We start from the raw sequence: 14,284 nt of genomic DNA, 5'->3' as shown, positions 1-14,284 counted from the left end.
GGGGCGCCGCCCCGCACACCCGGCGACGCAGACGTGCCTGATGCACCGCGGTGTCAGGTTTGCGCCAGCTTCGCAGTCGATCGCAGCCTGCAGCAGCGGCTACAGGAAGCGGTAGGGGGATCGGCGGCCGTGAATGACAACGGCCGTCTCGAGGACGGCCGTTGGGCAGCGGGGCAAATCAGCGGCGGGTCAGCAGGACCCCGGATTCCATGTGGTGAGTCCAGGGGAACTGGTCGAACAGCGCGCAGCGGGTGATGCGGTGGGTGTCGTGCAACTGGGCGATGTTGGCCGCCAGGGTTTCCGGGTTGCAGGAGATGTACAGGATGTTGTCGAAGCGCCGGGTCAGTTCGCAGGTGTCCGGGTCCATGCCGGCCCGGGGCGGGTCGACGAACACGCTGCCGAATTCGTAGCTCTTCAAGTCCACGCCCTGCAGGCGGCGGAACGGCCGCACTTCGTTCAGGGCTTCGGTCAGCTCTTCGGCGGACAGACGCACCAGGGTGACGTTATCCACAGCGTTTTCGCTGAGGTTGCTCAAGGCGGCGTTGACCGAGGTCTTGCTGATCTCGGTGGCCAGTACCTTGCGCACCCGGGTGGCCAGGGGCAGGGTGAAGTTGCCGTTGCCGCAGTACAGTTCCAGCAGGTCGTCCTGGCGTTCGCCCAGGGCTTCATAGGCCCAGTTGAGCATCTTCTGGTTCACCGTGCCGTTGGGCTGGGTGAAGGCGCCTTCGGGTTGGCGATAGCTGAAGGTACGCCCGCCGACTTCGAGCTTTTCCACCACGTAGTCCTGGCCGATGACTTCGCGTTTGCCCTTGGAACGGCCGATCACACTGACATTGAGGTCGGCGGCCAGTTGGCTCGCGGCCTTGTGCCAGTGCTCGTCCAGCGGGCGGTGGTAGCACAGGGTGATCATCGCATCGCCCGCCAGGGTGGTGAGGAACTCCACCTGGAACAGCTTGTGGCTCAAAGGCGCGCTGGCTTGCCAGGCGGCCTTGAGCTGGGGCATCAACTGGTTTATGCGTTGGCTGGCGATGGGGAACTCTTCAATGAGGATCGGCGTGCGTTTGTCGTCCTGGGAGAACATCGCGTAATGGCGTTCACCGGCCTCGCGCCACAGGCGGAACTCGGCCCGCAGGCGGAAGTTCTGCAGGGGCGAGTCGAAGACCTGGGGCTCGGGCGCAGCGAAGGGCGCCAGCAGGTCACGCAGGCGCGTGACCTTGTCGTTCAATTGGGTGCTGTAGCTTGCGGCGTCAAAAGTCATGCGGCGAACCAACCCAGCTTGATCACGAACAATATCGACAGGATCACCAGCGGTGCGTTCAGCTCGCGGGCGCGGCCCGACAGCAGCTTGATCGCGGTCCAGGCAATGAAGCCGAAGGCGATGCCGTTGGCGATCGAATAGGTGAACGGCATGGCCAGGGCGGTGACCACCACCGGGGCGGCGACGGTGATGTCTTCCCAGTCGATTTCCGCCAGGCCCGAGGTCATCAGCACGGCCACGAACAGCAGTGCCGGCGCGGTGGCAAACGGTGGCACGCTGGCCGCCAGTGGCGAGAAGAACAGTGCCAGCAGGAACAGAATCGCCACCACGATGGCGGTCAGGCCGGTGCGGCCACCGGCGCTCACGCCCGCGGCGGATTCGATGTAGCTGGTGGTGGTCGAGGTGCCCAGCAGGGAGCCGGCCATGGCGGCGGTGCTGTCAGCAATCAGCGCGCGGCCCATTTTCGGCATGTGGCCGTCCTTGCCCATCAGGCCGGCGCGCTTGGCGACGCCGATCAGGGTGCCGGAGTTGTCGAACAGATCAACGAACAGGAAGGCGAAGATCACGCTCACCAGACCAATGTCCAGGGCGCCCTTGATGTCCAGTTGCAGGAAAGTCGGGGCCAGGGACGGAGGCATCGAGGTCACGCCGGCGAACGGGGTGAAGCCCATGATGATCGAGGCAATGGTCACCGCGAGGATGCCGATCAGCACCGCCCCGCGCACTTTCAGCGCTTCCAGGGCGACGATCAGGGCAAAGCCCAGGGTGGCGAGGATCGGTGCCGGCTTTTTCAGATCACCCAGGCCGACCATGGTGGCCTGGTTGCTGACCACGATGCCGGCGTTGTGCAGGGCGATCAGCGCCAGGAACAGGCCGATACCGGCAGCAATCGCCGAGCGCAGCGGCAGGGGGATGCTGTTGATGATCCATTCGCGGATTCTGAAGATCGACAGCAGGAAGAACAGCACCGCCGAGATGAATACCGCACCCAGCGCCACTTGCCAGGTGTGGCCCATGTGCAGGACCACGGTGTAGGTGAAGAAGGCGTTCAGGCCCATGCCCGGGGCCAGGGCGATCGGGTAGTTGGCGATCAGGCCCATGATGGTGGAGCCGATGGCGGCAGCCAGACAGGTGGCAACGAACAGGGCGCCCTTGTCCATGCCCGTCTCGCCGAGAATGCTCGGGTTGACGAAGAGAATGTAGGCCATGGCCAGGAAGGTGGTGACGCCCGCAAGAATCTCGGTGCGCACGTTGGTGTTGTGTGCCTTGAGTTGAAACAGCCTTTCCAGCATGTCTGCTCCCCGTGGCGCCGCCGGGCGCCGTGAATGTATCGACTCCAACAGCAAAGCACAGACTTTATAAGGTGCCTGTGGATTTGCTCTGGGTCGGAAAAAGCCGCGCATCATACCAGCAGCGTGGGCCAATGGCTGCGATCGTCGGCGATGTTTTGCACTGCTGGCAAGTAGCGCATACTGCGCGCTGCTTTTAAGGGGGGATTTATGCGCAGCACAGTGAAAATGACAGCATTGACGCTGCTGGGGGCAGCGGCCTGCTGGTTGGCGTCTCCGGCCCTGGCGCGTTCGGCGCCGCCGTTGAGCCAGGTGGAGATTCTCAAGGTGCTGTCACCTTCCTGCGGCCTGGAAGATGTCTCCGATGGGCGTGAACGCACCCAGTGCGACCACAACGGCCCGAACATCAAGGTCTACGTGCTGGAGATCGGCTACGGCCGCGAGCCCCATGTGAACCTGGACGGTTTCGAGGTCGACGGCACTCGCTCGCCGGTGTGCGAGGACGGCTCCGCCTATGTGCCCTGCGGCAACTCGGGAATCACTGTGGGCTACATCTATGTCTTCGACCTGGCGGGCAAGCAGGAAGGCACCTTCAGCTTCAGCAACACCTCGATCAACGCACCGGGCAATACCCTGAGTGCGCAGATCTACATCAGGTAGCCCCGAACGGCGTTCGGCAAAGCTGACTAAGCTCTAAAGACCTTCCTTGTGGAGTCATCCCCATGACCTTCAGAGCCTTGGTCACCCTTGCCGAAGGTATTGATGACCTGCAAAGCGTGACCCTGATCGACGTACTGCGCCGTGCCGAAATCGAGGTGTTGGCGGCCAGCGTCGAAAACCGGCGCATGCTCACCTGCGCCCGCGGCACCCGACTGACCGCCGACGCCATGCTGGTGGATGTGCTGGCCCAGCGCTTCGACCTGATTGTGCTGCCCGGCGGCGCGGTAGGTGCCCAGCATTTGGCGGGCCATCACCCCTTAATGCAGCTGCTCAAGGATCAGGCGGCCGCTGGCAGGTTCTTCGCCGGCATCGCCGAAGCACCGGCCCTGGCCTTGCAGGCCTATGGCGTGCTGCGCCAGCGGCGCATGACCTGCCTGCCCAGCGCCAGCCATCAGCTGTTGGGCTGTACCTTTGTCGACCAGCCGGTGGTGGTGGATGGCAACTGCATCACCGCCCAGGGTTCCGGCGCGGCCCTGACGTTTGCCCTGGCCCTGGTGGAGGCGCTGTGTGGTCGCGGCAAGCGCGCCCAGGTGGCAGCAGAGTTGTCGGTATAGGGCTCAGCCGACATGGGCCGCGATAGGCTCGATCACCGGTTGCAACTCCTGCTCGGTGTGCCAGATGTCGTAATCGGCCTGCACCGCCAGCCAGACCTTGGCCTTGCCGATTCCGGCACGTTCCAGGCGGACCGCCAGTTCCGCGCGGATCGGCGCATGGCCGTTCAACACCTTGGACAGATGCGGGCGGGCATAGCCGATATGCCGGGCCAACTCCGTCACGCTGATGCCCAGCTCAGGCAAGACATCCAGGCGCAGGGTGTCACCGGGGTGGGGGGGGGTGTGAATGGGCATGATCCTGCCTCCTGTTCAGTGGTAGTCCAGATAATCGACCAGTTCGATATCCGAACCTACGAAACGAAAGATCACTCGCCAGTTGCCGGACACCACCAAAGACCAATAGCCGTGCAGGTCGCCCTTGAGTGGGTGCAGCCGCCAACCCGGCAGGTTGAGGTCTGCCGGTTCGCTGGCGTGATCCATGAACGACAGCTGGCGGGCCAGCCGGCGTGCATGCTCAGCCCGTATTCCACGAGTCGATCCGGTTTCATAGAAGGCGCGCAGGCCTTTGTGCTGAAAGGACTTGATCATGGGGAGTGAGTGTAAGGCGATACCTTACACTCTTCGTAGCGGTTTTGTATTGCAGAGAATGATCAACACGCTGTTACGAGGTGGTTGCGTGCATTGATTGTTGTTGGAGAGGGCCGGCTACAGCGACCTGCTGGAGGCGGCGAAATGGCGAGCCGTCTCTGAGGCTCAGCCCAGCCACTGAGGCTTGAACCTGGCCGCGCTCGCCCGGCGCGGCATCAGGCCTTGGATTGCTCGACTGATTCGATCATCCGGTCGCGCTTGGCCAGGGTCGGGAACAGCTTGATCCAGACCCCGGTCACCAGCAGCGTGCCGACCCCGCCCAGCACCACCGCCGGCACGGTGCCGAACCAGTGGGCGGTCAGCCCGGATTCAAATTCCCCCAGCTGGTTCGAAGCACCGATGAACAAGCCGTTCACCGCGCTGACCCGGCCGCGCATGTCGTCCGGGGTTTCCAGCTGCACGAAGGACGCGCGGATCACCATGCTGATCATGTCCGCCGCCCCCAGCACCACCAGCACCGCCAGGGAAAACCAGAACGAAGTCGAGAGGCCGAAGGCGATGGTGGCCACGCCGAATACGCCGACGGCGGTGAACATCACCCGCCCGACCTTGCGCTCGACGCTGAAACGCGCCAGCCACAGTGACATCAGCAGCGCGCCCACCGCTGGCGCCGAACGCAGCAGGCCCAGGCCCCAGGGGCCGGTCAACAGGATGTCCTTGGCGAACACCGGCAGCAATGCGGTGGCGCCGCCCAGCAACACCGCGAACAGGTCCAGGGAGATGGCACCGAGGATGTCCGGGCGGCTGCGGATGAAGCGAATCCCCGCCAGCAGCGAATCGAGGGTGGCCTTGCCCTTGTTTAGCGGCGTCTGCCGGGCCGGCAGGTTGAGCATCAGCAGGCAGGCGATCAGGTACAGGACCACGGTGGGGCCGTAGACCCAGACGCTGCCGAAGGCATACAGCAACCCGCCCAGGGCCGGGGCGACGATGGTCGCCGACTGTTGCGCCGATTGCGCGGCGGCCACCGCCCGGGGAAACAGCACCGCTGGCACGATGCTCGGCAGCAGGGCCTGGGTGGTGGGCATCTCGAAGGAACGGGCGCCGCCGAGGAGGAAGGCCAGGATGAAGATCATTTCCCGGGTCACGCTGTCGGTCAGGCTGCCGACGGCCAGGGCCAGGGCGATCAAGGCTTGCAGCGACTGGCAGATCGCCGCTACCCGGCGCCGGTCGTAGCGGTCGGCCACGTGCCCGGTGTGCAGCATGAACAGCACGCGCGGGGCGAACTCCACCAGCCCCACCAGGCCCAGGTCGAGCACGTTGCCGGTCAGTTGGTAGAGGTTCCAGCCGATGGCCACGGTGAGCATCTGGAAACCACTGGCGGTGAAGATCCGGGCCAGCCAGAAAGCGATGAACGGGCGATGGTGACGGAGCAACAGAGGCGTTTGGCTGGGCATCGGGCGGTCAATCTGAGCGGGGAGTGCGACGAGGTTATCACCAAGATGTAACCAATAGTTGCGGCGTGCGGGAAAATCGTTAGCTGCGCATCTATCTGATTTTTTGCTCGCATGCCGGGCCGCCAACCCTTGTAGCCGCTGCCGCAGGCTGCGAACGGCTCCGGAGGAGATGCCAGGCTCTTGAGTACGCCGCAGGTTCGACGGGCAATCGCCAGGCAAGACCCTGCGTACCGAACGCGGCCCGGCCTTTCGCAGCTTCGCAGGCTCAGCAGCGGCTACAGGCGTTTTGTGTGGGGAAAAGCCGGGAAAACCCCGGGTTTGGCGGGGTGAGGCAAGCTGTCACGCGGCAAATAACCACAGAGTTGCGCGCTGAAAATAGGACTACTCTTTTAACGTTGCTTGACCCAGATCAAAACCTTTTCCAGCGGTTTGATGTGGCGGCCCAAGGGCCAGAATCCCTACGTTGCGATGGTTTAAAAAAGAACGAATCCGAATTCGCCGAACTCCATATCCGTGGGGGCAGTAGGCGCTGGCCTTTGGCCCGCAGCCGGTTTTACCTGATAGAGGAAAGCTTATGTTCGGTTTAGAGGCGCTTGATCTCGCCCGAATTCAGTTCGCATTCACCGTTTCGTTCCACATCCTGTTCCCGGCCATCACCATTGGTCTGGCGAGTTATCTGGCGGTACTCGAAGGCCTGTGGCTCAAGACCCGCGACGATACCTATCGTGATCTTTACCACTTCTGGTCGAAGATCTTCGCTGTCAACTTCGGCATGGGGGTGGTGTCCGGTCTGGTGATGTCCTACCAATTCGGCACCAACTGGAGCCGTTTCTCCGATTTTGCTGGTGCTGTCACCGGCCCCTTGCTCACCTATGAAGTGCTCACCGCGTTCTTCCTCGAGGCTGGTTTCCTCGGGGTCATGCTGTTCGGCTGGAACAAGGTCGGGCGCAAGCTGCACTTTTTCTCCACGGTGATGGTGGCCATTGGCACGCTGATTTCGACCTTCTGGATTCTGTCCTCCAACAGTTGGATGCAGACCCCGCAAGGCTTCGAAATCGTTGACGGCCGAGTGATTCCGGTGGACTGGCTGGCGGTGATCTTCAACCCGTCATTCCCCTATCGCCTGGCGCACATGGCGGTGGCGGCGTTCGTCGCCACGGCGTTCTTCGTCGGCTCGTCCGCAGCCTGGCACTTGCTGCGGGGGCGCGACAACCCGGCCATTCGTCGCATGCTGTCGATGGCCATGTGGATGGCCCTGATCGTGGCGCCGGTGCAGGCGGTGATCGGTGACTTCCACGGTCTTAATACCCTCAAGCACCAACCGGCGAAAATCGCCGCCATCGAAGGTCACTGGGAAAACGTCGGTAATGAGCCGACCCCGCTGATCCTCTTCGGCTGGCCGGACATGAAGGCTGAGAAAACCAAATACGCAGTGGAAATCCCTTACCTGGGCAGCCTGATCCTCACCCACTCGCTGGACAAGCAGGTGCCGGCGCTCAAGGAGTTCCCGCCCGAAGACCGTCCCAACTCGACCATTGTGTTCTGGTCGTTCCGGGTCATGGTGGGCCTGGGCATGCTGATGATCTTCACTGGCCTGTGGAGTGTCTGGCTGCGCAAGCGCGGCACCCTCTACACCTCGCGTCCGTTCCTGTACCTGACGTTGTGGATGGGGCCGTCCGGCCTGATCGCGATCCTGGCGGGCTGGTTCACCACCGAGATCGGCCGTCAGCCCTGGGTGGTCTATGGCCTGATGCGCACGGCGGATGCTTCGTCCGCACACAGTTTTGTGCAGATGAGTATCACCCTGGCGTTGTTCGTGGTGGTGTATTTCTCGCTGTTCGGCGTGGGTCTGGGCTACATGATGCGCCTGGTGCGCAAAGGCCCGGTCACCAACGAAGGTGCCGAAACCAGCCACGGTGGTCCCGGGCAGAAACGTACTCCGGCCCGTCCGCTGTCCGCAGCCGACGATGACCACGACGCCGACCACGGCACCCGCCTGAACAAGGGGAACTGAGTCATGGGTATTGATCTTCCGCTGTTGTGGGCCGTGATTATCATCTTCGGCATCATGATGTATGTGGTCATGGACGGCTTCGACCTGGGGATCGGGATTCTCTTCCCGTTCGTCAAGGACGACCGCGACCGTGACGTGATGATGAACACCGTCGCCCCGGTCTGGGACGGCAACGAGACCTGGCTGGTGCTGGGGGGCGCGGCCTTGTTCGGCGCCTTCCCGCTGGCCTACTCGGTGGTGCTCTCGGCGCTGTACCTGCCGCTGATCCTGATGCTGATCGGCCTGATCTTCCGCGGGGTGGCCTTTGAGTTCCGCTTCAAGGCCAAGGAAGACAAGCGTCATATCTGGGACAAGGCGTTTATCGGCGGCTCGGCGGCGGCGACCTTCTTCCAGGGTGTGGCTTTGGGCGCATTCATCGACGGCTTGCCGGTGGTGGACCGCCAGTTTGCCGGTGGCTCCCTGGACTGGCTGACGCCCTTCACCCTGTTCTGCGGCCTGGCGCTGGTGGTGGCCTATGCCTTGCTCGGCTGCACCTGGCTGATCATGAAGACTGAAGGCAAGCTGCAGCAGCAGATGCATGACCTGGCCCGGCCCCTGGCCTATGTGGTGCTGGCGGTGATCGGCATCGTCAGTATCTGGACGCCCTTGGCCCATGCCGACATCGCGGCGCGCTGGTTCACCCTGCCCAATCTGTTCTGGTTCCTGCCGGTGCCGATCCTGGTGCTGGTGACCATGTACGGCCTGCTCCGTGCTGTGGCCCGCAACGCGCATTACACGCCGTTCCTGTTGACCCTGGTGCTGATCTTCCTCGGCTACAGCGGCCTGGGTATCAGCCTGTGGCCGAACATCGTGCCGCCGTCGATCTCCATCTGGGACGCCGCGGCGCCGCCGCAAAGCCAGGGCTTCATGCTGGTGGGCACCTTGTTCATCATCCCGTTCATCCTGGGCTACACCTTCTGGAGCTACTACGTGTTCCGCGGCAAGGTCACCCACGAAGACGGTTACCACTAGGCAGGAGCCGGCTTGCCGGCGAACAGGCCCTTGCACCTTGTGCCTGGCTGGCCGGCGCTTTCACTGGCCAGCCAGCCCCGGCGAGGGTTTGGGTCAAGCAGGAGTTGAAATCATGAGCGATAAACACTCTTTGCAGGAAATCGAACAGGCGGAAAAACAGCCCCTGTGGCGGCGCCTGGGCTGGCTGGCGATGATCTGGGGTGGCAGTGTGCTGGCCCTGTTCGTGGTGGCCAGCCTGATGCGCATGTTCATGAGCGCCGCGGGCCTGACTACCCACTGATCATCCCATCCCGTGCCTTGCGGCGCGGTTTCAACCCTCCGCCAGCGGAGGGTTTTTTTTGCCTGTTACTTGCGCGCTTTGAGGATCACGAACTTGGGCGTGGCCGCCACTTGTTCGACGCCGCGGAACAGCCGCGCCAGCTTGCTGTGATAACCCAGGTGACGGTTGCCGACGATATACAGCGCACCGCCCACCACCAGGGCTTCCCGGGCCTGCTGGAACATGCGCCAGGCGAGGAAGTCGCCCACCACCTGCTGCTGGTGGAACGGCGGGTTGCACAGCACCACGTCCAGGGACTGCGGCGCCTGACCGGCCAGGCCATCGCCGGCGCGCATCTCGGCTTCGCGCTCGCCCAGCAGTGCCTGCCAGTTCTCCCGTGCCGACTGCACGGCCATGAAGGATTCGTCCACCAGGGTGTAGTGGGCCTGGGGGTTGTCCAGGGCGCTGGCGATGGCCAGCACGCCGTTGCCGCAGCCCAGGTCCGCGACCCGGGCGCTGCCGAGGTTCTGTGGCAGATGCGGGAGGAAGGCGCGGGTGCCGATGTCCAGGCCTTCGCGGCAGAACACGTTGGCGTGGTTGAGCAGCTCGATGGCCGGCTGCTCCAGGCGATAGCGGGTCGGGTAGGGCGATGCGACCGGCGGTCTGGCTTCTGGCGTGGCGACCAGCAGGCGGGCCTTTTTCACCGCCAGGGAGGCCTGCACCGGGCCGATGTAGCGCTCCAGCAAGTCACCGGCGGCGCGGGGCAGGTGCTTGACCATGGCCGCCGCCACGACCTGGGCGCCAGGGGCCAGTTGTCCCTGCAGGCGGATCAGCTGTTCTTCCAGCAGGGCCAGGGTCTTGGGCACGCGAATCAGCACCCGGTCGAAGGGGCCGTGCAACGGCTCGCTGGCCGGTATCACCCGCAGGGCGTCGAAGGGCAGGCCGTTGCGCACCAGGTTCTTTTCCAGGGCCAGGGCGCCCAGGTACGAATCGCCGCTGCTGCTGACCTGGACCTTGCCCAGCAGGCTTGCAGCCAGGGCGCCGAAGCTGTCGTTGAGGATCAGCACCCGGGTATCGCTGGTCGGTTGCTGCTCGGCCAGATGGTTGAGCAGGTATTCGTCCGCTGCGTCGAAGGCTTGCAGCGGCTCGTTTTGCTGTTCGGGCTGGCGGATCAGGTCGAGCTGGGCGAAGGGGCTTGCAAGCAGGGGCATGGGGCGGACTCTAGGTAATCGGTGAATGTCCCGGCGGTGGGGGCTGTCGCGCGCACGGGAACCCTCGAACAGCGCAGGCGCGGGCCGTTCGAAGCGGGGCTAAATGGTACGTTTTTTTGCCGGGGATTGCCCGCGCTCTATGCCACTACAAACCGCCGGTGTTTCTGTCCGGCGCTTTGCGGGACACTAGCGCATCGCTTTTGTGGAGCCCGTCATGACCGCCAGTGAAGAAAAGTACACTCGCCAGACCCTGCTCGAGGTCCAGCCGCTGACCTCCAGCTTGTTCACCCTGCGCACCACCCGGGATGCGGGTTTTCGCTTTCGCGCCGGGCAGTTCGCTCGTCTCGGGGTGACCAAGGCCGATGGCAGCACGGTATGGCGCGCCTATTCCATGGTGTCGTCGCCGTTCGACGAGTTTCTCGAATTCTTTTCCATTGTGGTGCCCGGTGGCGAGTTCACCAGCGAGCTGAGCCGCCTGGAAGTGGGGGACAGCCTGTTGGTGGATCGTCAGGCCTTTGGCTATCTGACCCTGGATCGTTTCGTCGACGGTCGCGATCTCTGGTTGTTATCCACAGGCACCGGGATTGCGCCGTTCCTGTCGATCCTCCAGGACTTCGAGGTCTGGGAGAAATTTGAACGCATCATCCTGGTCTACAGCGTGCGCGAGGCCAGGGAGCTGGCTTATCAGCAGTTGCTTGCCGAGTTGCCGCAACGTGAGTACCTGGCCGAGTTCGCGCATAAGTTGCAGTTCATCAGCACCGTGACCCGCGAGCAGCACCCGGGCAGCCTCAATGGGCGCATCACCCAACTGATCGAGAACGGCGAGCTGGAACGCGCCGCTGGCGTGGAACTGACCCCCGAGCATTCCCGGGTGATGCTCTGCGGCAACCCACAGATGATTGACGACACCCGTGCGCTGCTCAAGCAGCGAGGGATGAACCTGAGCCTGAGTCGACGGCCGGGGCAGGTGGCGGTGGAGACTTACTGGTAACCAAAACGGCGCCTTGGGGGCGCCGTTTCTTCGAGTGCTGAAGCCTGTATCAGGGCTTGTTGTTCTGCGCCTTGAGCAGATCGCGGATCTCTCCCAGCAACTCTTCTTCCTTGGTCGGTACCGGTGGCAGGGTAGGGGCCACGGCTTCTTCGCGTTTCAGGCGGTTGATGACCTTGACGCCCATGAAGATGGCGAAGGCGATGATGAGGAAGTCGATGATGCTCTGGATGAACTTGCCATAGGCCAGAACCACCGCGGGTGTATCCCCTGCCGCCGCTTTCAGCGTGACTGCCAGGTCCCCGAAGTTCACCCCACCGACCAACACGCCGATGGGCGGCATGACCACGTCGCCGACAAAGGACGAGACGATCTTGCCGAACGCGGCGCCGATGATGATACCCACGGCCATATCGACCACGTTACCTTTGACCGCGAAGGCCTTGAACTCACTTAGCACGCCCATAGGTTATTCCTTGTTACAGATGAGGTTGGTTACGGCAGTGTAATTCAGCAAAAAGCATTTTGCCGACACAACTTTTAACAGCACGCGAGGTTATTGACCGATAAACAGGCAAAGAGTTTTTTCAAAGTGCCATCGGATCGCGCGCGATATACCCCGCATTTGACGAGATAACCAGAACATTCTGTCAATCGATGGGTTATGGCCTTTCTATTTATCTTTCAAATGTTTAGTCACTAGCCTCTAGCAGGCGCACCGAGATGCGCCTTATATAACTAGAGGAATTCAACATGACCGCTTCTCTTGGCCTTGGGAGTTTTTCCCAGCGACGCGTACTGGGCGTGCTTGCCGCCAGTCTGCTTTCCCTTTCCGTACAGGCCGCCACGCTGACTCGCGACAATGGCGCGGCAGTGGGCGATAACCAGAATTCACAGACCGCAGGCGCCACCGGCCCGGTGTTGCTGCAAGATGTGCAACTGATCCAGAAACTTCAGCGTTTTGATCGCGAGCGCATTCCAGAGCGCGTGGTACACGCCCGTGGCACCGGCGCCCACGGCACCTTCACCGTCACCGACAACCTCAGCGACCTGACCCGTGCCAAGGTGTTTGCCGCCGGCGAGGTGACTCCGGTATTCGTGCGTTTCTCGTCGGTGGTGCATGGTAACCACTCCCCGGAAACCTTGCGTGATCCACGGGGTTTCGCCACCAAGTTCTATACCGCAGAGGGAAACTGGGACCTGGTCGGCAACAACTTCCCGACCTTCTTCATTCGCGATGCCATCAAGTTCCCGGATATGGTGCACGCGTTCAAACCCGATCCGCGTACCAACCTGGATGATGACTCGCGACGTTTTGATTTCTTCTCTCATGTTCCCGAAGCCACTCGCACATTGACCGAGCTGTATTCCAACTCCGGAACTCCGGCCAGTTACCGGGAAATGGATGGTAATGGGGTGCACGCCTACAAGTTGATCAACGCCAAGGGTGAAGTGCACTACGTGAAGTTTCACTGGAAGAGTCTGCAAGGTCTGAAGAATCTCGATCCGAAACAGGTGGTCGAGGTACAAGGGCGTGATTACAGCCATATGACCCATGACTTGGTAACCCACATTAATAAAGGGGACTTTCCCAAGTGGGACTTGTATGTCCAGGTATTGAAACCCGAAGACTTGGCCAAGTTTGATTTCGATCCCCTGGACGCCACCAAGATCTGGCCGGATGTACCCGAGCGCAAAGTGGGACAGATGGTGTTGAACCGTAACCCCGCCAACGTCTTCCAAGAGACTGAGCAAGTGGCCATGGCCCCGTCCAACCTGGTACCGGGGATCGAGCCGTCGGAAGACCGCCTGCTGCAAGGCCGGGTGTTCTCCTATGCCGATACCCAGATGTACCGCATCGGCGCCAATGCTCTGCAACTGCCGATCAACGCACCGAAGAATCCGGTGAACAACGGCAACCAGGACGGTGCGATGAACCTGGGCCACACCAGCACGGGGGTCAACTACCAGCCGAGCCGCCTGATGCCCCGCGAAGAGCCGCAAATCGCGCGTTACAGCCAGCTGGCACTGTCGGGCAGCACCCAGCAGGCGAAGATCCAGCGCGAGCAGAACTTCAAGCAGGCCGGTGATCTGTACCGTTCCTTCAGCAAGAAGGAACGTCAGGACCTGATCGACAGCTTTGGCGGCTCCCTGGCCACCACCGATGACGAGAGCAAGCACATCATCCTGTCGTTCCTGTATAAGGCCGACCCGGAGTACGGCACCGGCGTGACCGGTGTGGCCAAGGGCGACCTGACTCGGGTCAAGGCGCTGGCGGCCAAGCTGAGCGATTGATCGAGCGCGTTTCACTCCGTCACGCCCGCCTGGGCGTGACGACTTTTTCCGACAGAGGAGTCGCGCCATGCGTCTTTTTACAGCGCTGCTGTCAGCGGCCTGTTCGTTTGCCGCCTACGCGCAGCCGGCGGCCGAACCCGCGACCGCCGCCGACCCGGTGGCGGTCAAGGTGCAGCTGGAACACTACTATTTCGATGCCGCCCGCCGGGGCGATGTGGAAATGCTCGACACCTTTATCGAGGCTGGTTACTCCCTCGATACCCAGGATGAAAAGGGCTACACGGCATTGATCCTCGCCGCTTATCACGGCCAGGGTCTGGCAGTGGAGCGCCTGCTGGACGCCGGCGCCAATGCCTGTGCCCAGGACAAACGCGGCAACACGGCGTTGATGGGGGCGATCTTCAAGGGCGAGGTGCAGATCGCTCGGCGTTTGCTGGCGACCGATTGCAGTCCCGATCAGCGCAATGGCGCCGGGCAGACGGCGGCCATGTACGCCGGGTTGTTCAAGCGGGTCGAACTGTTGGACGCCTTGGCCGCCAAGGGCGCTGACCTGAATGCCGAAGACCCGCTGGGCAATAGCGCCACGCGTCTGGCCAGCGGGCAGATACGCACCACGGCGCCGCGCTGATCGGTTCCAGCTGAG

15 protein-coding genes are annotated in these 14,284 nt (G+C 62.6%); 8 read left to right on the top strand and 7 right to left on the bottom strand.

Annotated features, from left to right (window positions below; genetic code table 11):
* Positions 1-178: 178 nt before the first annotated feature.
* Together trmA and DWF74_RS11510 are read right to left on the bottom strand one after the other, a co-directional pair.
* Positions 179-1,258, bottom strand: coding sequence for a tRNA (uridine(54)-C5)-methyltransferase TrmA (gene trmA / locus DWF74_RS11515; RefSeq protein ID WP_115580983.1), 1,080 nt, complete (start codon positions 1,256-1,258; stop codon positions 179-181).
* Positions 1,255-2,550 carry an NCS2 family permease gene (locus DWF74_RS11510; RefSeq protein WP_102865415.1) on the bottom strand — a complete coding sequence of 432 codons (1,296 nt, stop codon included), beginning with the start codon at positions 2,548-2,550 and terminating at the stop codon, positions 1,255-1,257. The genes trmA and DWF74_RS11510 overlap by 4 nt, the downstream gene beginning before the upstream one ends.
* Positions 2,551-2,757: 207 nt before the next feature.
* Here DWF74_RS11510 and DWF74_RS11505 point away from each other — a divergent pair, with 207 nt between their 5' ends.
* Together DWF74_RS11505 and DWF74_RS11500 are read left to right on the top strand one after the other, a co-directional pair.
* Positions 2,758-3,207: a DUF4879 domain-containing protein gene (locus DWF74_RS11505; protein ID WP_102865416.1), complete on the top strand. Its 450-nt coding sequence runs from the start codon at positions 2,758-2,760 to the stop codon at positions 3,205-3,207.
* Positions 3,208-3,269: 62 nt separating this feature from the next.
* Positions 3,270-3,821: a DJ-1 family glyoxalase III gene (locus DWF74_RS11500; protein ID WP_115580982.1), complete on the top strand. Its 552-nt coding sequence runs from the start codon at positions 3,270-3,272 to the stop codon at positions 3,819-3,821.
* 3 nt (positions 3,822-3,824) lie between these two features.
* On the opposite strand, the gene DWF74_RS11495 is transcribed toward DWF74_RS11500, so the two are convergent.
* From DWF74_RS11495 to DWF74_RS11485, 3 genes are all read right to left on the bottom strand, one after another.
* Positions 3,825-4,115: a HigA family addiction module antitoxin gene (locus DWF74_RS11495; RefSeq protein WP_115580981.1), complete on the bottom strand. Its 291-nt coding sequence runs from the start codon at positions 4,113-4,115 to the stop codon at positions 3,825-3,827.
* Between the two features lie 15 nt (positions 4,116-4,130).
* Complete coding sequence (locus tag DWF74_RS11490) at positions 4,131-4,409, bottom strand: type II toxin-antitoxin system RelE/ParE family toxin (RefSeq protein ID WP_016966171.1); 279 nt, start codon at positions 4,407-4,409, stop codon at positions 4,131-4,133.
* 215 nt (positions 4,410-4,624) lie between these two features.
* A complete protein-coding gene (locus DWF74_RS11485; RefSeq protein WP_115580980.1) occupies positions 4,625-5,863 on the bottom strand; it encodes an MFS transporter in 1,239 nt (412 codons plus the stop codon).
* A gap of 574 nt (positions 5,864-6,437) precedes the next feature.
* On the opposite strand from DWF74_RS11485, the gene DWF74_RS11480 reads away from it, so the two are divergent.
* From DWF74_RS11480 to DWF74_RS11470, 3 genes are all read left to right on the top strand, one after another.
* Positions 6,438-7,877: a cytochrome ubiquinol oxidase subunit I gene (locus DWF74_RS11480; RefSeq protein WP_102865419.1), complete on the top strand. Its 1,440-nt coding sequence runs from the start codon at positions 6,438-6,440 to the stop codon at positions 7,875-7,877.
* A gap of 3 nt (positions 7,878-7,880) precedes the next feature.
* A complete protein-coding gene (cydB, locus tag DWF74_RS11475) occupies positions 7,881-8,888 on the top strand; it encodes a cytochrome d ubiquinol oxidase subunit II (protein ID WP_102882278.1) in 1,008 nt (335 codons plus the stop codon).
* 112 nt (positions 8,889-9,000) lie between these two features.
* Positions 9,001-9,168 carry a DUF2474 domain-containing protein gene (locus tag DWF74_RS11470; RefSeq protein WP_102865421.1) on the top strand — a complete coding sequence of 56 codons (168 nt, stop codon included), beginning with the start codon at positions 9,001-9,003 and terminating at the stop codon, positions 9,166-9,168.
* A gap of 65 nt (positions 9,169-9,233) precedes the next feature.
* Here DWF74_RS11470 and DWF74_RS11465 read toward each other — a convergent pair whose 3' ends face one another.
* Positions 9,234-10,358 carry a methyltransferase gene (locus tag DWF74_RS11465; protein WP_115580979.1) on the bottom strand — a complete coding sequence of 375 codons (1,125 nt, stop codon included), beginning with the start codon at positions 10,356-10,358 and terminating at the stop codon, positions 9,234-9,236.
* Between the two features lie 214 nt (positions 10,359-10,572).
* Between DWF74_RS11465 and DWF74_RS11460 the strand changes: the two genes are divergently transcribed.
* A complete protein-coding gene (locus DWF74_RS11460) occupies positions 10,573-11,349 on the top strand; it encodes a ferredoxin--NADP reductase (protein ID WP_102865423.1) in 777 nt (258 codons plus the stop codon).
* A gap of 49 nt (positions 11,350-11,398) precedes the next feature.
* On the opposite strand, the gene mscL is transcribed toward DWF74_RS11460, so the two are convergent.
* Positions 11,399-11,812: a large-conductance mechanosensitive channel protein MscL gene (gene mscL, locus DWF74_RS11455; RefSeq protein ID WP_102865424.1), complete on the bottom strand. Its 414-nt coding sequence runs from the start codon at positions 11,810-11,812 to the stop codon at positions 11,399-11,401.
* A gap of 287 nt (positions 11,813-12,099) precedes the next feature.
* Between mscL and katB the strand changes: the two genes are divergently transcribed.
* Complete coding sequence (gene katB, locus DWF74_RS11450; RefSeq protein WP_115580978.1) at positions 12,100-13,641, top strand: catalase KatB; 1,542 nt, start codon at positions 12,100-12,102, stop codon at positions 13,639-13,641.
* Between the two features lie 67 nt (positions 13,642-13,708).
* Positions 13,709-14,269 (top strand): ankyrin repeat domain-containing protein, encoded by a 561-nt coding sequence (locus DWF74_RS11445; protein ID WP_115580977.1) that lies wholly within the window; start codon positions 13,709-13,711, stop codon positions 14,267-14,269.
* Positions 14,270-14,284: the final 15 nt, after the last annotated feature.

Origin of the sequence: Pseudomonas protegens (assembly GCF_003363755.1) — a bacterium.
Classification (GTDB): Bacteria; Pseudomonadota; Gammaproteobacteria; order Pseudomonadales; family Pseudomonadaceae; genus Aquipseudomonas; species Aquipseudomonas danubii.
The sequence above is the reverse complement of the archived record's forward strand: the minus strand, read 5'-3'. Positions and strand labels throughout refer to the sequence as shown.